This is a genomic window from Fusicatenibacter faecihominis, from assembly GCF_020686945.1.
Lineage (GTDB): Bacteria > Bacillota > Clostridia > Lachnospirales > Lachnospiraceae > Limivivens > Limivivens faecihominis.
In genome coordinates, this window is record NZ_JAJEPR010000027.1 from 1 (window position 1) to 16,807 (window position 16,807).

The 16,807-nt window shown below is 47.6% G+C and carries 16 protein-coding genes and 1 riboswitch; of the genes, 14 read left to right on the forward strand and 2 right to left on the reverse strand.

Translation table 11 applies throughout. The features are described from left to right. Positions 1 to 83 precede the first annotated feature (83 nt). From LKD71_RS18385 to LKD71_RS13225, 5 genes are all read left to right on the forward strand, one after another. Complete coding sequence (locus LKD71_RS18385; RefSeq protein ID WP_227615849.1) at positions 84 to 797, forward strand: LytR/AlgR family response regulator transcription factor; 714 nt, start codon at positions 84 to 86, stop codon at positions 795 to 797. 102 nt (positions 798 to 899) lie between these two features. Then, positions 900 to 983, forward strand: a riboswitch (cyclic di-GMP riboswitch). Between the two features lie 142 nt (positions 984 to 1,125). After that, positions 1,126 to 1,668, forward strand: coding sequence for a nitroreductase family protein (locus LKD71_RS13210; RefSeq protein WP_227615823.1), 543 nt, complete (start codon positions 1,126 to 1,128; stop codon positions 1,666 to 1,668). Between the two features lie 78 nt (positions 1,669 to 1,746). Next, positions 1,747 to 2,250 (forward strand): hypothetical protein, encoded by a 504-nt coding sequence (locus LKD71_RS13215; RefSeq protein ID WP_178046360.1) that lies wholly within the window; start codon positions 1,747 to 1,749, stop codon positions 2,248 to 2,250. A gap of 72 nt (positions 2,251 to 2,322) precedes the next feature. Next, positions 2,323 to 3,006 (forward strand): polysaccharide deacetylase family protein, encoded by a 684-nt coding sequence (locus LKD71_RS13220; protein ID WP_227615825.1) that lies wholly within the window; start codon positions 2,323 to 2,325, stop codon positions 3,004 to 3,006. An 11-nt stretch (positions 3,007 to 3,017) separates the two neighbouring features. Beyond that, positions 3,018 to 4,331 (forward strand): replication-associated recombination protein A, encoded by a 1,314-nt coding sequence (locus LKD71_RS13225; protein ID WP_227615827.1) that lies wholly within the window; start codon positions 3,018 to 3,020, stop codon positions 4,329 to 4,331. A 43-nt stretch (positions 4,332 to 4,374) separates the two neighbouring features. Here LKD71_RS13225 and LKD71_RS13230 read toward each other — a convergent pair whose 3' ends face one another. Then, the gene (locus tag LKD71_RS13230; RefSeq protein WP_178046357.1) at positions 4,375 to 4,905 is read right to left on the reverse strand and encodes a DUF4364 family protein; all 531 of its coding nucleotides are present in this window, start codon (positions 4,903 to 4,905) and stop codon (positions 4,375 to 4,377) included. A gap of 10 nt (positions 4,906 to 4,915) precedes the next feature. Continuing rightward, entirely contained in the window at positions 4,916 to 5,869 is a 954-nt protein-coding gene (locus LKD71_RS13235) for a TIGR01212 family radical SAM protein (protein WP_227615829.1), read from the reverse strand. Positions 5,870 to 6,097: 228 nt separating this feature from the next. On the opposite strand from LKD71_RS13235, the gene LKD71_RS13240 reads away from it, so the two are divergent. The 9 genes from LKD71_RS13240 (at position 6,098) to LKD71_RS13280 (ending at position 16,804) form a co-directional block, all read left to right on the forward strand. Next, positions 6,098 to 6,331: a hypothetical protein gene (locus LKD71_RS13240; RefSeq protein WP_227615830.1), complete on the forward strand. Its 234-nt coding sequence runs from the start codon at positions 6,098 to 6,100 to the stop codon at positions 6,329 to 6,331. A 22-nt stretch (positions 6,332 to 6,353) separates the two neighbouring features. Beyond that, positions 6,354 to 7,850: a serine hydrolase domain-containing protein gene (locus LKD71_RS13245; RefSeq protein WP_227615831.1), complete on the forward strand. Its 1,497-nt coding sequence runs from the start codon at positions 6,354 to 6,356 to the stop codon at positions 7,848 to 7,850. Positions 7,851 to 8,023: 173 nt separating this feature from the next. Beyond that, positions 8,024 to 9,337, forward strand: a complete 1,314-nt coding sequence (locus tag LKD71_RS13250) for a dihydroorotase (protein ID WP_227615832.1) — start codon at positions 8,024 to 8,026, stop codon at positions 9,335 to 9,337. Positions 9,338 to 9,361: 24 nt separating this feature from the next. After that, positions 9,362 to 10,288 carry an orotidine-5'-phosphate decarboxylase gene (pyrF, locus tag LKD71_RS13255; RefSeq protein WP_227615833.1) on the forward strand — a complete coding sequence of 309 codons (927 nt, stop codon included), beginning with the start codon at positions 9,362 to 9,364 and terminating at the stop codon, positions 10,286 to 10,288. A 72-nt stretch (positions 10,289 to 10,360) separates the two neighbouring features. Continuing rightward, a complete protein-coding gene (locus LKD71_RS13260; protein ID WP_227615834.1) occupies positions 10,361 to 11,137 on the forward strand; it encodes a dihydroorotate dehydrogenase electron transfer subunit in 777 nt (258 codons plus the stop codon). Continuing rightward, complete coding sequence (locus tag LKD71_RS13265) at positions 11,137 to 12,042, forward strand: dihydroorotate dehydrogenase (protein WP_227615850.1); 906 nt, start codon at positions 11,137 to 11,139, stop codon at positions 12,040 to 12,042. Before LKD71_RS13260 ends, LKD71_RS13265 begins: the two co-directional genes overlap by 1 nt. A gap of 105 nt (positions 12,043 to 12,147) precedes the next feature. Next, a complete protein-coding gene (locus LKD71_RS13270) occupies positions 12,148 to 13,620 on the forward strand; it encodes a response regulator transcription factor (protein ID WP_227615835.1) in 1,473 nt (490 codons plus the stop codon). Further along, complete coding sequence (locus LKD71_RS13275; protein WP_178047271.1) at positions 13,617 to 15,380, forward strand: sensor histidine kinase; 1,764 nt, start codon at positions 13,617 to 13,619, stop codon at positions 15,378 to 15,380. The genes LKD71_RS13270 and LKD71_RS13275 overlap by 4 nt, the downstream gene beginning before the upstream one ends. A 134-nt stretch (positions 15,381 to 15,514) precedes the next feature. Next, a complete protein-coding gene (locus LKD71_RS13280) occupies positions 15,515 to 16,804 on the forward strand; it encodes an ABC transporter substrate-binding protein (protein ID WP_227615836.1) in 1,290 nt (429 codons plus the stop codon). Positions 16,805 to 16,807 lie beyond the last annotated feature (3 nt).

Here is a 16,807-nt window from a genome sequence, read left to right on the forward strand (position 1 = left end):
GCATAAATCACTATTTTGTTAGCTGAAATATTGAATTTTTAAGGTACGAATCCCATTTTAGGTATGGGAAGTCTTAGATCGTAATATGTGATGATGTAGAGATTGATCGGAGCATATTGAGACATTTTCTGGAAAAATATTTTGACGACCGCGGGGAAGAGGCTCTTGTAGAGGAATATAGTTCAGGAGAATCGCTGACAGCGGATGTGGAAGAAGGATATCTGGGAATGGATCTTCTGTTCCTGGATATTTTTATGAACGGAATTAACGGTATGGAAACGGCAGTGAAACTTCGAGCGCTTTCCTGCACGGCGCCCATCGTTTTTCTGACCATGTCTCCTGATTTTGCAGTCGAAAGTTACGAAGTGGAAGCTTCCGGCTATATCCTCAAGCCCTTTTCTGCATCTCAGTTGGTACGTCTTCTGGAGAAAACACTGAAAACCGGTGACCGGAACCGGGTAGCAGTAAAGACGGGACGGCAGTTCCGTTATCCCTACACCGATGATATCCTCTATATTGACAGCAACCGTCATATCGTCACACTCCATCTCAAAGATGGCAGTGAGATTGTGACGCAGGACAAACTGAATGATATCGAGTCCCGGATCGGAGAGAAGCGTTTTCTGCGGTGTCATCAGAGTTACCTGGTAAATATGGATCAGGTGGCAGACGTGAAAGAAGATTTTATCCTGAAAAATGGAAATATGGTCCCTATCCGGGTGCGTGGAAGAAAAGAGCTGATAGACGCATATAATCGGTATTTTCTCAGTCGAAAAGAGGGAGATTTTGCCGAATAAGTAAGGCGAAACGACGATTGTGCTTAAAATCCTGCCGATTGTGCCAAAGTTGTGCAGGAGCTGATTTTTTCTGATATACTCTTTCTCGAGAGGGAAAGAGAACTTTAAATTCAGCAAACCTGTTGAAAAGCAGTGACGCAAAACCAATGGGTCTAAGGCGTACAGCTATGACAGCCGGTTGCTGTGGGGAAAACCGGGAGTTTTCTCTACATAAGGTTCTGAAAAGCCGCGGCAGGACAACATCCTGTACGCGGTTTTTCTGCGTTTTAAGACTTTACACTGCTGAAAAAGTTACCTATAATAAAAACAAAAAAGGAGGAATTGATCGATGCAGTTAATTGATGGAATCAAGACAAGACGAAGCGTACGGAAATTTGAGGATAAAAAGGTTCCGCATGAAGTGTTGGAACAGATCGTGGAGGCGGCTGCCTTTGCTCCCTCCTGGAAAAATTCCCAGACCGTAAGGTATATCGCCGTGGAGGACGCGGCCCTTAAGGAGCGGATTGCCACAGAAGCTACGATGAATTTTACCCATAATAAAGATATCATCTCCGCCTGCCCGGTGCTGATCGTCGTTGTGACAAAGACCGGTATCTGCGGTTATGAGAAGGACGGTTCCTACACCACCTCCAAAAAGGACAAGTGGGAAATGTTTGACGCGGGCATCGCTTCCCAGACCTTCATGCTGGCGGCCCACGAGTACGGCGTCGGCACTGTAACGCTTGGCATTTTTGACGAGGAGATTCTTGGAAAAATCCTGGAGCTTCCGGAGGGCGATAATGTTTCCGCCCTTCTGGCAGCAGGCTATCCGGAAAGCGCTCCCGCAGCACCGAAGAAAAAGAGCGTGAAAGAGCTTCTTTCCTGGCGCTGATCGCTTTACTTTTAAGACTGTCTGTGTTATCCTTTCCTTTAGTAAATGGCCGCGGAAAGGCGGCAGAAGGGAAAACAAATGGATAAGGAAGAACGGAAAAAGATTCACAAAAAGATCAGCATAATCACGCTGCTTGCCCTGATTGTCGTTATCGCCGTCATGATCGGCGGCACCCTCATGGGCTGGCTTAAAATCTGGGCGTTTCAGCTGATTGCCTGTCTGTACCTTGTGGGCTACTGGGCTGCGACGGATATTCTGGAGCCGAAGCTCACGAAGCTTCTTGAGGGCGTCACGGAGGATCAGAAGAAAGCCTACAAGAAATATGCGGCCATGGATTTTGCCGGATATATGGGAATTCTGGTATTTGTCATCTTCGCAGGCCGGGGCGGCGCCAGCAATGTCGGCATGATTGGCCTCGTGGTTTACGCTTACACGCTGAGTGCGAAGAAGAAATTCCGGCTGGAGTTCCAGCACCCGGAGAAAATTCATAAGAAACAGGCTCCGGTACAGAAAAAAGAAGTTTCCATCCGTGAGAAAGCGGCTATGGTAAAGCCGGTGGATGACGAAGAAGACGAGCAGTAAAAAAGGGAGGGCGGCATATGCCGGCCCTTTCTTTCATATAATCAGACTGACAGACGATGGATGGCAGTGTGCATGAAGGCTGGAAAAGGATATCTGATTTTGCTGACGGCGGTATTTCTCTGTGCGGCCGCTGTCTGGATGAGCAGGGATGCGGTGGAGACTGTATCTGAGAAAAATGAGACGGAGAGTGCTGAGGAACTGGCGCCCCGGGTGGCCATCAGCTTTGACGATGGTCCCCATAAAACCTATACGCCGCTGCTTCTGGACGGCCTGAAGGAGCGGGACGTGAAGGCGACGTTTTTTCTCATCGGGGAAAATATTTCCGGCAAGGAGGAGATCGTCCGGCGCATGGCAGAGGAAGGGCATCTCATCGGAAATCATACCTACAGCCATGTGAAACTTTCTGGTATGGCTCCTGAGGCGGCCTGCGAGGAGATCCGAAAAACCTCCGACCTGATTCAGGAGATCACGGGAAAGCCTGCGGAATACATACGCCCGCCCTTCGGAGAGTGGGATAAGAGCCTCGAGTGCGGGCTGACCCTTTTTCCCGTACTGTGGACTGTGGACACTCTGGACTGGACTACGGAGAATGTCAGCGATGTGGTGCGCCGGGGCACGGAAAAGGTGAAGGATGGGGATGTGATCCTGCTTCACGACTGCTATGCTTCCTCGGTAAAAGCGGCCCTTGAGATTATCGATACTCTGAAAAGCAGAGGCTTTCAGTTTGTGACAGCGGATGAACTGATATTGGAATAGGAAGGAACGTCATGGATTTATTTGAATATGCAAGAAGCAATACGATGAAAAAGGAAGCCCCTCTGGCTTCCAGAATACGCCCGAGGACCCTGGATGAGGTGGTGGGGCAGCAGCATATCATCGGAAAGGACAAGATGCTCTACCGCGCGATCAAGGCGGACAAGCTGGGTTCCATCATTTTTTATGGCCCGCCGGGAACCGGAAAGACTACGCTGGCGAAGGTCATCGCCAACACCACCAGCGCGGAATTTACCCAGATTAACGCCACTTCCGCTGGGAAAAAAGACATGGAGGAGGTCGTGGCCAAAGCCAAGGATACCCTCGGAATGTACCAGAAAAAAACGATTCTTTTCGTGGATGAGATTCACCGCTTCAATAAGGGGCAGCAGGATTATCTTCTTCCCTTTGTGGAGGACGGAACGCTGATTCTGATTGGAGCCACGACGGAGAACCCGTATTTCGAGGTGAACAGCGCTCTGATTTCCCGGTCGGTGATCTTTGAACTCAAGCCTCTGACAAAGGAGGATGTGGGTGTGCTTCTGAACCGGGCCGTCTATGATAAGGAGCGGGGCATGGGTTCCTACGACGCGGTACTGGAGCCGGAGGCGGAGGAGTTCCTGGCAGATATTGCAGGGGGCGATGCGAGAAAAGCCCTCAATGCCATTGAGCTCGCGGTGCTCACGACGGAACGCAGCGCGGATGGAAAAATCCATATCACCCGGGAGGTGGCTTCCGAGTGCATCCAGAAACGGGTGGTGCAGTACGATAAGACCGGGGACAACCACTACGACACGATCTCTGCCTTTATCAAGAGTATGCGGGGTTCCGATCCCGATGCCGCGGTCTATTATCTGGCCCGGATGCTCTATGCCGGGGAGAGTGTGACCTTTATTGCCCGGCGTATCATGATCTGTGCCTCAGAGGATGTGGGAAACGCTGATCCCCAGGCCATTCAGGTGGCAGTGGCGGCAGCTCAGGCCGTGGAGCGGGTGGGCATGCCTGAATCCCAGCTGATTCTGGCTCAGGCCGCCCTCTATGTGGCCACTGCGCCCAAAAGCAATTCTGCCACAAACGCGATCTTTGAAGCTATGGAAGCCGTGAAAAACGGCAAGGCCACAGTTCCGGTCCACTTAAAAGATGCCCACTACCCAGGCGCCGCCAAACTGGGCCACGGCATCGGCTACGAATATGCCCACGACTTCCCCAAACACTTCTCCCGCCAGCGCTACCTCCCCGAAGAACTGGGTGACACCAAATTCTACCGCCCCAGCGGAAACGGGTATGAGAAAGAGATTGAGAAGTATCTGGAGTGGATACATGAATAAAAAAACACCAGGCAGAGCTTTCCAGCTTATGCCTGGCATTTTTTTATTCGGATTTCGGTTCTGTAAGTAGTGTCCCCATGACGTATTCGTAGATTTCCTGGCAGCGTTTGCCCCAGTGGTTGCACATGGCGATGGCCTGCTCTTTGTCGGGAACGCTGATGGTGAGATCCAGGAGATCGCCTTTTTTCTCCTTGACTTCGCAGTGGACGGAATATTCACCTGCGGTATTTTTATAATAGTCAGCGACAATGGCCACTTCGTTTCGGAGGGCCATTTTGTTTTCCTGGATATAGCGGTCGATGTCCTCACGGATGGGGGCGGAGATCTTCTGAGTGAAATAGCCGAGGGTCATATCGCCGTCCTCGGTGAGGTAATACTGGGAAGTATTCCGGATGGTCTCCATACGGATAAGCCCGGCCTCCACCAGCTCCGAGATGGCCTGCTGGAGTGTGAAATATGTGGTGTATTCCTGGTCCAGCACAAATTCAGAAATCTGGGCGTTGGTCAGCGGAAAATCCACTTTTTTCAGCATATATAGAATGATGAGTTTGTATAAGGTTAAAGGTTCTGCCATAGTTCCCTCCTTATGGTTGAAAAAATTTCCCCTGCCAGGAGCCACGCAATTTCAGCTGCCGGTGAATCTCATTGAGGACTGAGCGCTTCCGGCTGCTCCAGAGCGGGGCAATGAGAAGCTCTTTGGGGCCGTCTCCGGTGAGACGGTGAATCGTGATATCCGGTGAAAGTTCGTCGATGCAGCGGATCACAAGATCGATATATTCCTCCTCGGTAAAAACGGGAAAGCCCGGGTTTTCGTACCAGGCAGCCAGATCGGTCCCCTTCAGAACGTGAAGAAGCTGAAGCTTGATGCCCTGGATATCCTGGTGATTGAGATAACGGATCGTAGCGAGCATATCCTCCTCCGTTTCGCCGGGAAGCCCAAGGATCGTGTGAACGACCACGGAAATACCGCAGCTTCTGAGCTTCTGTACTGCTTCTTCAAAACAGGGAAGGGCGTAGCCTCTGCGGATAAAAGCCGCCGTTTTCTCATGGATGGTCTGAAGGCCCAGCTCTATAGTGACGGGCTTGATCTCATTCAGGGAAGAAAGAAGATCGAGTACATCGTCGGGCAGGCAGTCAGGCCGGGTGCCGATGGAAAGGGCCACGATATCCGGGTGTGTGATGGCCTCGGTGAAAATTTTCCGGAGATAGTCCACCGGAGCATAAGTGTTGGTATAAGCCTGGAAGTAAGCCACAAAATGCTTCGCCGGAAACTTCGTCCGGAGCTTTTCTTCCTGGGATTCGATCTGTTCTCTGATGGAAAGGCGGGCGTCCGCGGCGAAGTCACCGCTTCCTCCGGCGCTGCAGAAAATACAGCCGCCGCTTCCCACGGTGCCGTCCCGGTTGGGACAGGTCATACCGCCGTTTAAGGAGACTTTGTATATTTTTTCACCGTACTGTTTTTTCCACTCATAGTCCAGGGAGCGATAAGGCTTCTCGCCCCAGAGAGGAGTGGAGGCTGCCGGTTTTTTCACAGTCATAAAACAGAAACTCCCTTCGTATGTCGTACCTGCGGATTGCTACGCTGCAGAGCAGCTCACGCAATCCTTCAAACATTCAGAATCCGCTGATTTACTGCGTAAATCGCTTGCTCTTCTATCATACCATTTCCAAAATCATAATTCAACTGTAACAGCCAGGGGAAAATTATGGTATAATGAGACCAGTTAGGAAAAACTATGAGAAACTATGAGAAACGGAGGTGCCCTATGAATCTGACAGAAAAGCAGAAAGAACAGCTCACCGTAGCGCTCCAGGCGGCGGTATTCGCAGCCTTTGCCGGAGCAGCCCTCATTCAGGAAGGCCGGCTCTACCGGAAATACCGGAAAAAAATTCTGGCTGAGAACGCCCGCCAGGAAGAAAAACTGACAAAAGAGAAATACCGCCTGAAAGAAAAAGCCCTGAAGAGAAAATATCGCCTGAAAAATAAGAAAAAAAGATAAATAGAACAGGAGAGGAAAAATTATGACAAGAAAAGAATTTGAACGGATCACACCGGAACAGGCCGGCATTTGTTCGGAAGACATCGAGTGGCTTCTGGATCAGCTGGAGAGCGGGATCACAGAACCCCATGGCTTAATGATTATGAGGCATGGAAAAATTTGTGCGGAAGGCTGGTGGAGCCCCTATGCTCCCGGAATCCGCCATGGCCAGCAGTCTCATTCCAAGACCTATGCGGCGACGGCGATTGGCATTGCGTATACCGAAGGCCTGTTAAAGCTGGATGAAAGACTGATTGATATTTTCCCGGAAGAAGCACCGGAGAACCCCTCAGAAAATCTGAAGCTTCTGACAATCCACGATGTCCTTTGCATGGGCTGCGGAATGGACGAGATGCCGGAACCGACGGTAAACTGGCTTCATGATTTCCTTCATACCCCGGTAAAACACAAACCCGGAACGACCTATATGTACAACAGTGTGGGTTCTTCGGTTCTCGCAGCGATTATCAAAAAGAAAACAGGACTTGGACTGCATGAATATCTGAAACCCCGCCTGTATGATAAGATCGGCATCCTTTCCGATAACCATCGCTGGATCAAAATGCCGGACGGTACGGAGATGGGCGGAGGCGGCCTGTTTTCGACCACCGAGGATAATCTTCGCCTTATGAAGCTTTATGCGAATGGCGGAGTCTGGGACAATGAGAGGATTCTGGCGGAAGACTATGTGAAACGGGCGACCAGCCTTCAGAATGAGTCGGCGACAGAGGCGATCGGAAATCCGGAGGCCAGAGATAACTTTGTCGGTTATGGTTATCAGATTTGGATGTGCCAGCCCGAAGGCGTATACCGTGCAGACGGCGCGATGGGGCAGTTCACGATCGTTGTTCCGGATCTGGATATGCTCATTGCCATTACCGAGAATGCATCGGGAGCACACTGGGCACAGGCAATCCTGGATACCATGTGGGCTTTTCTTGAGAGAATCCGAAAAAATCCCGCAGCTGGGGAAAATAAGACAGCGTCGGACGCATTGAAAAAACGTATGAGCGCTCTTTCTCTTCCCGCTCCGAAATATCATCCCTTCAGCCCGTACATGGAAAAAGTAGATGGAAGCAGCTATCAGGTAGAAGAAGGAAACTTTTATCTGGGCTGCGACGGGGTGGAAATGATTATGGGAGGAACGCCGCTTCCGTCGGCAGTTCAAAGTTTTACGCTTCATTTTACCTGTGATACGTTATGTATTTCCACAGATGACGGAGACGAAACCTTCGATCTCTGGGCTGCAATGGACGGCTCAAGAAGACAGAATCTGATTCCGGGAAGGCTGGCTGGCCAGGTATTGGCGAGCGCCTGGTGGGAGCAGGAAAATGTCCTTGTTATCGAACTGCGTAAGATCGAGACCTGCGGAAAAGAGACACTTACGTTTAACTTTAAGGAAGACCAGGTAACGATAGAAGACGAAGATACTCTGGCTTTCAAACTGGAAATGCCGACAATTGTTGCAAAAAGAAAATAAAAGCCGGTGCTCTGAGGACGGGAAAATTTCCCGTCCTTTTCAAATGCGGAAAATTGCTGTGAATTTGAAAAAGAAAAAGTTTGCCCCCACCACTATCCTATGATAGAATAAATTCAGAGCAAAAAAATCTGTAGTACGAGACATTGCTATAAGAGTGGGAGGATGTAGTGTATATGGATATTTTGATCAAAGGCGGCCGTCTTCTGGATCCGGTAAATGAGCGCGATGGTCTTTATGACCTGTGGATTCGTGACGGCAAAATTTGGAAAGTAAAGGAACAGAATACGGATAAGGAAGAGTCGGATGCTTCCGGAGAAGACTGCAGGGTCGTGGATGCTTCCGGCTGTTATGTGATGCCGGGACTCATCGATCTGCATGTACATCTCCGTGACCCCGGCTTTACCTATAAAGAGACCGTGGATACGGGAGCTGAGGCAGCAGCCCACGGCGGCTTCACGACGATTGTGGCCATGCCCAACACGAAACCGGTCATGGACGAAGGCCACCGGGTCTCCTATGTACACAATAAGGCGAAAATGCTGGGCCTCATCAACGTGCTTCAGGCCGGAGCCGTGACAAAAGGCATGAGAGGCGAGGAACTTTCTGACATTGAGAGTATGGTAAAAGCCGGTTCCCCCGCCATCAGCGAGGACGGCAAATCCGTCATGAACTCCGGACTTTACCGGAAGGCTATGAAGATCGCCAAATCTCTGAACATTCCGGTGCTGGCCCACTGTGAGGATATCAACATGGTGGAAGGAGGCGTGGTGAACGCAGATAAAGACATGGCAGCCAAGGGCTGGAAGGGCATCACCAATGCGGTGGAGGATGTGATTGTGGCCCGAGACATTCTGCTGGCAAAAGAGACAGGAGCGAGACTGCATCTCTGCCACTGCTCCACGAAGGACAGCGTCCGCATGGTGAAAGCAGCCAAACTCGACGGCGTGGACGTTTCCGCCGAGGTCTGCCCCCATCACTTTACGCTGACCTCCGCAGATATTCCGGGAAATGACGCCAACTACAAGATGAACCCGCCTCTCCGTACGAAAGAGGATGTGGAAGCCTTAAAGCAGGGCCTTCACGACAATATCATGGATGTCATCGCGACGGACCATGCGCCCCACAGCGAGGAGGAGAAGCTCCGCACGATGCAGAACGCACCCTTCGGTATCGTAGGTCTGGAGACCGCCGTTCCGCTGACCATCAGCGAACTGGTGCGCCCCGGCGTGATCACTCCGCTTCAGATGGCAGCCAAGATGAGCACCAATCCCGCCAGAATCTTAGGGATTGACAAAGGAAATCTGGCTGAGGGCAAGATCGCGGACGTGACCATCATCGATCCGGAAGTGGAATACACGATTGACAAGAATAAATTCCGTTCCATGGGAAAAAATACCCCCTTCCACGGAAGAAAAGTCTTCGGCGAGGTGGAAATGACCATCTGCGGCGGAAAAATCGTTTATGCCGCTGACCGGATGAAACAGTGAATAGAAGAATAAGGAGAAAGAACAATGATTCAGAAACTCATCAGTAAAATCGAGAAAACCCATGCACCCATCGTTGTCGGCCTGGATCCCATGCTGAATTACATTCCGAAACAGATTCAGGAAAAAGCCTTCAAAGAGTACGGCGAGACCTTAAAGGGAGCCGGAGAGGCCATCTGGCAGTACAACAAAGAGATCATAGACCATGTTTATGACCTGATCCCGGCGGTGAAACCGCAGATCGCCATGTACGAGCAGTTCGGTATCGAAGGTCTCATCGCTTTCAAGAAGACCGTCGATTATTGTAAGGAAAAAGATCTGGTAGTCATCGGCGACGTCAAGAGAGGCGATATCGGCTCCACCTCCGCAGCTTACGCAGTAGGCCATCTGGGGAAAGTACAGGTGGGAAGCCAGAAATTTGCCGGTTTTGATGAGGATTTCGCTACCGTGAACCCCTATCTCGGAACCGACGGCATCAAACCCTTCATCGACGTCTGCAAAGAGGAGAAAAAAGGTATTTTCGTACTGGTGAAGACCTCCAATCCCTCCAGCGGAGAGTTTCAGGACCGTCTCATCGACGGCCGTCCCCTCTATGAGATCGTGGGCGAGCATGTCGCTGCCTGGGGCGAGGAATGCATGGGCGACAAATACAGCTATGTAGGAGCTGTTGTCGGCGCTACCTATCCGGAGCAGGGTAAAATCCTGAGAAAAATCATGCCGAAGGCCTTCATCCTGGTGCCGGGCTACGGCGCACAGGGCGGAAAAGGCAAGGATCTGGTTCATTTCTTCAATGAAGACGGACTGGGAGCCATTGTCAACTCTTCCCGCGGTATCATCGCCGCATGGAAGCAGGAGAAATATGCGAAGTATGGCGAGGCTGCTTTCGCAGAGGCCTCCAGAGCCGCTGTGGAAGATATGATCGCAGATATCGATGGCGCACTGAAAAACAGATAAATATAGAAAAAAGAAACTGCCAGTTGTGTTGAAAAATGCATCTGGCAGTTATCAGAGTATGGAGAGAAAAAAGTGGCAAAATTTAAAGAATGTGCAAAAGTAGTGAGCCAGGAGCGGATCGGAACCGGGATCTTCAGCCTGTGGCTTCAGACCGAACAGGTGGCAGGAGAGGCGAAGCCGGGACAGTTTATCAATCTTTACTGTCAGGATGGCAGCCGTCTGCTCCCGAGACCCATCAGCATCTGTGAAGTAAATAAAGAAGAAAGACAGCTCCGGATCGTTTACCGCGTGGCCGGAAAAGGGACCGCAGAATTTTCCGGTTATTCCAAAGGAGACGAGGTCGAGATACTTGGACCCCTGGGAAATGGCTTTCCGCTGGATCGGATGGAAGAAGGAAAGAAAGCCTTCCTCATCGGCGGCGGCATCGGTATTCCGCCCATGCTGGAACTTTCCAGAGAACTCAAAGGAGAGAAGCAGATCATCCTGGGCTACCGCGATGAGCTTTTCCTCAATGAGGAGCTTGCGAAAAACGGAACCGTTTATCTCGCTACCGAGGACGGAAGCGCCGGAACCAAAGGAAATGTGCTGGATGCAATCTGCGCGGAGGGCTTAAGTGCCGATGTGATCTATGCCTGCGGCCCCACCCCGATGCTTCGGGCGCTGAAAGCTTATGCAGAGGAAAAAGGCATCGAGTGCTGGCTTTCTCTTGAGGAGCGGATGGCCTGCGGCGTAGGAGCCTGTCTTGGCTGCGTCTGCAAGTCCAAAGAGGTGGACAGTCATTCCCACGTCCACAACAAGCGGGTATGTAAAGACGGACCGGTATTCCTTTCAACGGAGGTGGAGTTATGATGACAGATATGCGCGTGAATATCGCCGGTGTGGAGCTGAAAAATCCGGTGATGACAGCCTCCGGAACCTTTGGATCCGGTGAAGAATACAGTGAATTTGTGGATCTCAACCGCCTGGGCGCCGTTGTGACGAAAGGCGTGGCAAACGTGCCCTGGCCGGGAAACGCGACTCCGAGAGTGGCAGAGACTTACGGCGGCATGATGAACGCCATCGGCCTTCAGAACCCCGGCATCGACGTTTTCTGCAAGAGAGATATTCCCTTCCTTCAGAAATATGACACGAAGATCATCGTCAACGTCTGCGGTCATGCGCCGGAAGAATATCTGGCTGTGGTTGAACGGCTGGCAGAGGAAAAGATCGATATGATGGAGATCAACATTTCCTGCCCCAACGTCAACGCGGGCTTCCTCGCTTTCGGCCAGGATCCGAAGCATGTGGAGGAGCTCACGGCCGAGATCAAAAAGATCGCAAAGCAGCCGGTAATCATGAAGCTGACCCCGAACGTAACGGATATCGCTGAGATCGCCCGGGCAGCAGAGGCAGGCGGAGCCGATGCGGTTTCCCTCATCAATACCCTCACCGGTATGAAGATCGATGTCAACCGCCGTACCTTCGCCCTGGCCAATAAGACCGGCGGCGTCTCCGGCCCGGCCGTTCACCCCATCGCTGTGCGTATGGTCTACCAGGTGGCCAACGCCGTAAAGATCCCCGTCATCGGCATGGGCGGCGTCACCACCGCTGAGGATGCGCTGGAATTTATCCTTGCAGGAGCCACCGGCGTAGCCGTCGGAACCGCCAACTTTGTAAATCCCACGGCCACCATCGACGTCATCGACGGCATCCAGGCCTACATGGAGAAATATGGAGTGAAAGATATCCATGAGCTGATCGGAGCGGTGAAATAAAAATATTCTTTTCAAAAGCCTTATTATAAAAAACCATGAATCCACAGACGGATTTGTGGTTTTTTTCTTATAATAAACATTTGATTGTGATAAGATGAAGGGGTAATGATACAGAAAATAAAGGGAGTGAGCATAGTGTATAAACTTTTTTTGGTGGATGATGAAATCTGGGTTATCAGAGGATTGATGAAAATGATTCCATGGGAAGAATTAGGTTTTGAGATTGTTTATACGACAACAGACAGTATTAGTGCGCTGGAAAAAATCGCACTGTTAAAACCGGATGCAGTGATCACGGACATCCGTATGGCATCCTTGAATGGTTTGGAATTATTAGAGCAGTCTTTGCATATGGGTAAAGAACGACCGGAGTTTATTTTAATCAGTGCGTATGAAGAATTTGAATATGCACATAAAGCTTTAAAACTCGGAGCATTTGATTATTTAATAAAGCCGTTAAAAAAAGCAGAATTAGTACAGGTTCTGGAAAAATTAAAATCTGCACTGGATCAGAAAAAAGGTGGAAAGAGCCGGGAACTGGAAGAGTTGCTTTTGGAATATCACAGTGAGATCTGTGCAAAAGAAATCTGGTCGACAGATTTCCAGGATGGAAAGTTTCAAATTTTTTGCTGTGCCAGAAATTATTTTCATCTGAACCGAGTGATTGATGTATTTAAAGAACAATTAGAGTCTTCAGTGATTTTTCTTCAGGATAAGAATTTTTTGTATTATCTTTGTGCTGTGAAGGAGCAGGATTTGGCAGGTTTTTATTACAAAATGGAAAAAGCGGCGAATGAAGATATGGCTTTTCTGGGGGTAAGTGAATTGCTCTCTGCGAAGGATCCTATATATACTTATGTCCAACAGGCTCAGAATAGCAGTCTGCAGTTTTTATTGGAAACACCCGATATTTTGAATTTTTACGATAAACAAAAGAGGCTATCTAAAAAAGATTCTGTTTATCATATGCTCAGAACAGAACTTTCTCTGGAAAAAGGAGAGAGTATTCTTTCTTTTTTGAAAGGGATTTTAGATTGGATTTGTAAAAATCACTATACGGTGCAGGATCTGATAGGAATAGGAAATTATATTTGCATTAATCTGAACAGCCAGGAAATTGACTATTTCCAGCAATTCGGGTTGGAATCCATGACAGTTTTTATGGAAAAATATAAAAATGCAGAAGATTATGTTCATGATCTGGAAGATGGAGTGCGACAGGTATTTTCAGAGATCAGAGACAGTGGAGCCGATGCGGAAGATATAAGAAGATATGTCGATATGCATTATACAGAACAGATTTCTACGGGGGATGTGGCTCAGTATTTTCATATGGACCAAAATTATATCAGCCGCGTTTTCAAGAAAAAATTCAATAAAAATATAAAAGACTATATCACAGAGAAGAAGATGGAAAAAGCGAAATGGCTGCTGGAAAATACGGATTTGAAAATCTATGAGGTGTCAGATGCCTCCGGATATACCGATTATTTTTATTTTACCAGAGTTTTCCGAAAATTAACGGGGATTACACCGACGGAATGGAGAGAAAATCAGCAGGATAAGGAGAAAAAATGAGGAGAAGGAAGATAAGCTCTTTAAAAACGCAGATTGGTTATCTGATCTGTGTCGTTGTTCTGGGAATTATTTTGGCATGCGGGTATTCGGTTATTACCGTAATCCATTCCAATCAGGCCAAATATGATGCCTGGTGCGAGGAAAACTTGTTTGAAATTGAAAAAAGCTATATGGAAAAATACTATAAAATACGCAGTATCATGTCAGCCTGTGAATATAATGAAAATTTGCAGAGAATTTTAAGCGGTTCAGGAGCGTCTTCCTATGAAATCTTAACGCCAATCAATGATATGGAAACAAACCTTACTTATATGCTTTATAATTATTCCCTTCTGGACAGCGAACTGATGGACGTATATGTAAGAGATATGAACAACCGGCTTTATTATTATGCGCGGTATCAGAATGACAGCACGCTGATGGAATTTATCGAGGATAACAGTTTTGATAAAGACGGAAGCATCTCTGATATTTTTGAGTTGGGAAGTTCTCTGTGTTTTGCTATGACGGGGGAAATTCATAAATTTGAAAATGCAGGTCTGGGATATACCATATCAAAGGATAAGGTCATAGGGGCAAGTATTTTCACGGTAAAAGCTGATTTTTTGAGAAAGGAAATGGAGAAGATACAGGGGCATGGCTGCTCGGTCTATCTTTTGAATCAAAAAGGAGAAGTGATGCTGATGCCCGAAGGGCAGGAAATGCTCTGGGAGGATATTCGGCAAAACATCAGCAGCCTTGAAACAGCAGAAAATGGAATCCTTTCCATTCAGAAAAAAGGATATGCGATCAATATGAAGTCTATTGGCTCCAATGGCTGGAAGCTTCTTTTGGTATCACCGGAGAAAGAACGGATCTTTTATGAAAAAGATGGCTTTCGATGGCTGGTTGTCTGGCTGGTCTTTCTGCTGTGTGTGTTTATGGTTGCCTTCCCGCTTCTGAAATCTCTCAATTCTTTTGTAAATAATTGTGTAAGGCATATGAAAGAGATAGGAGATGGAAATCTGGATGCCAAGCTGGAAAGAATGGATAAAAAAGAGTTTAACCAGATTACGGATGGACTGAATCATATGATGGAAAGCGTAAAACAACTAATGGATCGAAACATCCAGCTGACCACGGGGCTTTACAAAGAAGAAGCAGAAAAATCAAAAGCTATGCTTTTTGCATTGCAGAGTCAGATGAATCCACATTTTTTATATAATACAATTGAATGTATTCGAAATATAGGTGTTTGTTATGATGTGAAAGAGATAGAAGAACTATCTACAGCATTATCGGCAGTTTTGCGATATAGTCTCAGGCAGGAAAATGTGGTTACGATTGGGCAGGAACTGGAATGTATCAAACAGTTTGTGCTGATTCAAACAATTAGATTTGAAGATAAGTTTCAAGTTTATTATAAAGTACAGGAGAATTTGATGGATAGAAATATATTAAGACTTTCTTTACAACCGCTTGTAGAAAATGCAATGAAGCATGGGCTTGAGGCAAAACAGGGAGAATGCATACTGATCATTCACATTTTTGAAAAAGATGAGTTTTTACATTTGCAGGTAGAGGACAACGGAGTTGGAATTCCTTATGAGAAACTAAAACGATTAAGGGAAGGAAAAGGAAAAGAGCAAAAATCAGTGGCTCTTTCAAATCTCAAGGATCGCCTAATGCTTTATTATGGATCGGCAGCTGCATTAAATATGGAAAGTAAAGAAAATGAAGGTACCAAAATGGAAATTCTCATAGATATTCATGAAAAATAAGAAAAAGTCCATAGAGAGAAAGGAAAAAGCTGATCTTATCCATAAAGCAACAAGGAATATGAAATAGGAAAATTACAAGTAATCCCGTATAATGAGTTCATCAGATAAATTCCAAGATAAAGGAGGAAACGAGAATGAGAAGAAACTGGGGAAAAAAGGTACTGATGAGTGGACTGGTAGCTTCTATGCTTTGCGGTTTGGCAGGACCGCTGAATGTATCAGCAGATGATGTTACGACTGTTGAATATCTGTTCTGGGGGAATCAGTCAGAAATCAATACGATTATGGGGACAATTGATGCATTTAACAAGTCTCATACCGATATTCAGGTAAAGGGAACAGGTATTGATCCAAGCGTTTATCTTCAGAAACTGAGTGCGTATGCTTCATCCAATACACTTCCGGATATTGTACAGGTTGCAGTGGATTACGGTGATGAGTATACAAAAAAAGGAATGTTTGAACCACTGGACGGAATGATCGAGAATGCTGGATTAAAAGACTTGGTTGAAGATAATTTGTGGGAAGGGTTATCTTATGAAGATCAGATTTATGCAGTTCCGCTTCAGGCATCCGCTTGTGTGATGGTAGGAAATAAAAAGCTTTTTGAGGAAGCTGGACTGGAATTTCCTACAGAATCATGGACGGAAGAAGAGTTTCGTGATGCGGCAGTCAAGATGACGGATGAATCAAAAGGACAGTATGGAGTTATGCTTGGCGCTGGTGTTATAGATTGGGGAAGAGCTATTTACGGAAATGGCGAGACACAGATCTATGACTGGAATGCAAAGAAAATGCAGGCCACGGACAACGATGCCTTATATCATATCTGGGATTTGTGGATAAATGATCTGATGTTGAACGAGAAAGCCGCACCGGCAGTTTTGAACAGTAAAGATATCGGCGGTGGTTTTGAAACCGGAAAGTACGGAATGGCGCTTATCGGATTCTGGGATATTGCTGAAATTCATAAGGTTGTACAGGATTCCTTTGAATGGGATCTGATTCCGCTTCCGACTAATGAAACCTATGGTCAGTGGAGAACGCAGATGTATGCAAATGCACTTTCTATTTCAGCCAACAGTGAAAAGAAAGATGCTGCTTTTGAGTATATCAAATGGACACTGGAAAACCGAGATATCCAGACAAATTCTGTTTCACTGCCGGTTAATAAAGAAATATCCGGAGACACTGAGTTCCTGAATGAATTTGCAGACGGTGCAAAACACTTCAATAAGCAGCTTGCCCTTGATGCTCTGGCAAACAGTGTAACCTGGAGAAATACAGGAACCGTTGCGGAGATCAATAATAATGTTATCAAACCTGAAATTGAGCGCCTGATCTTAAAACCGGATTCTACAGACCTGAAAACCGTGCTTGAAAATATACAGACAGATGGTCAGAAGATTTTTGACGCAGAATGATAG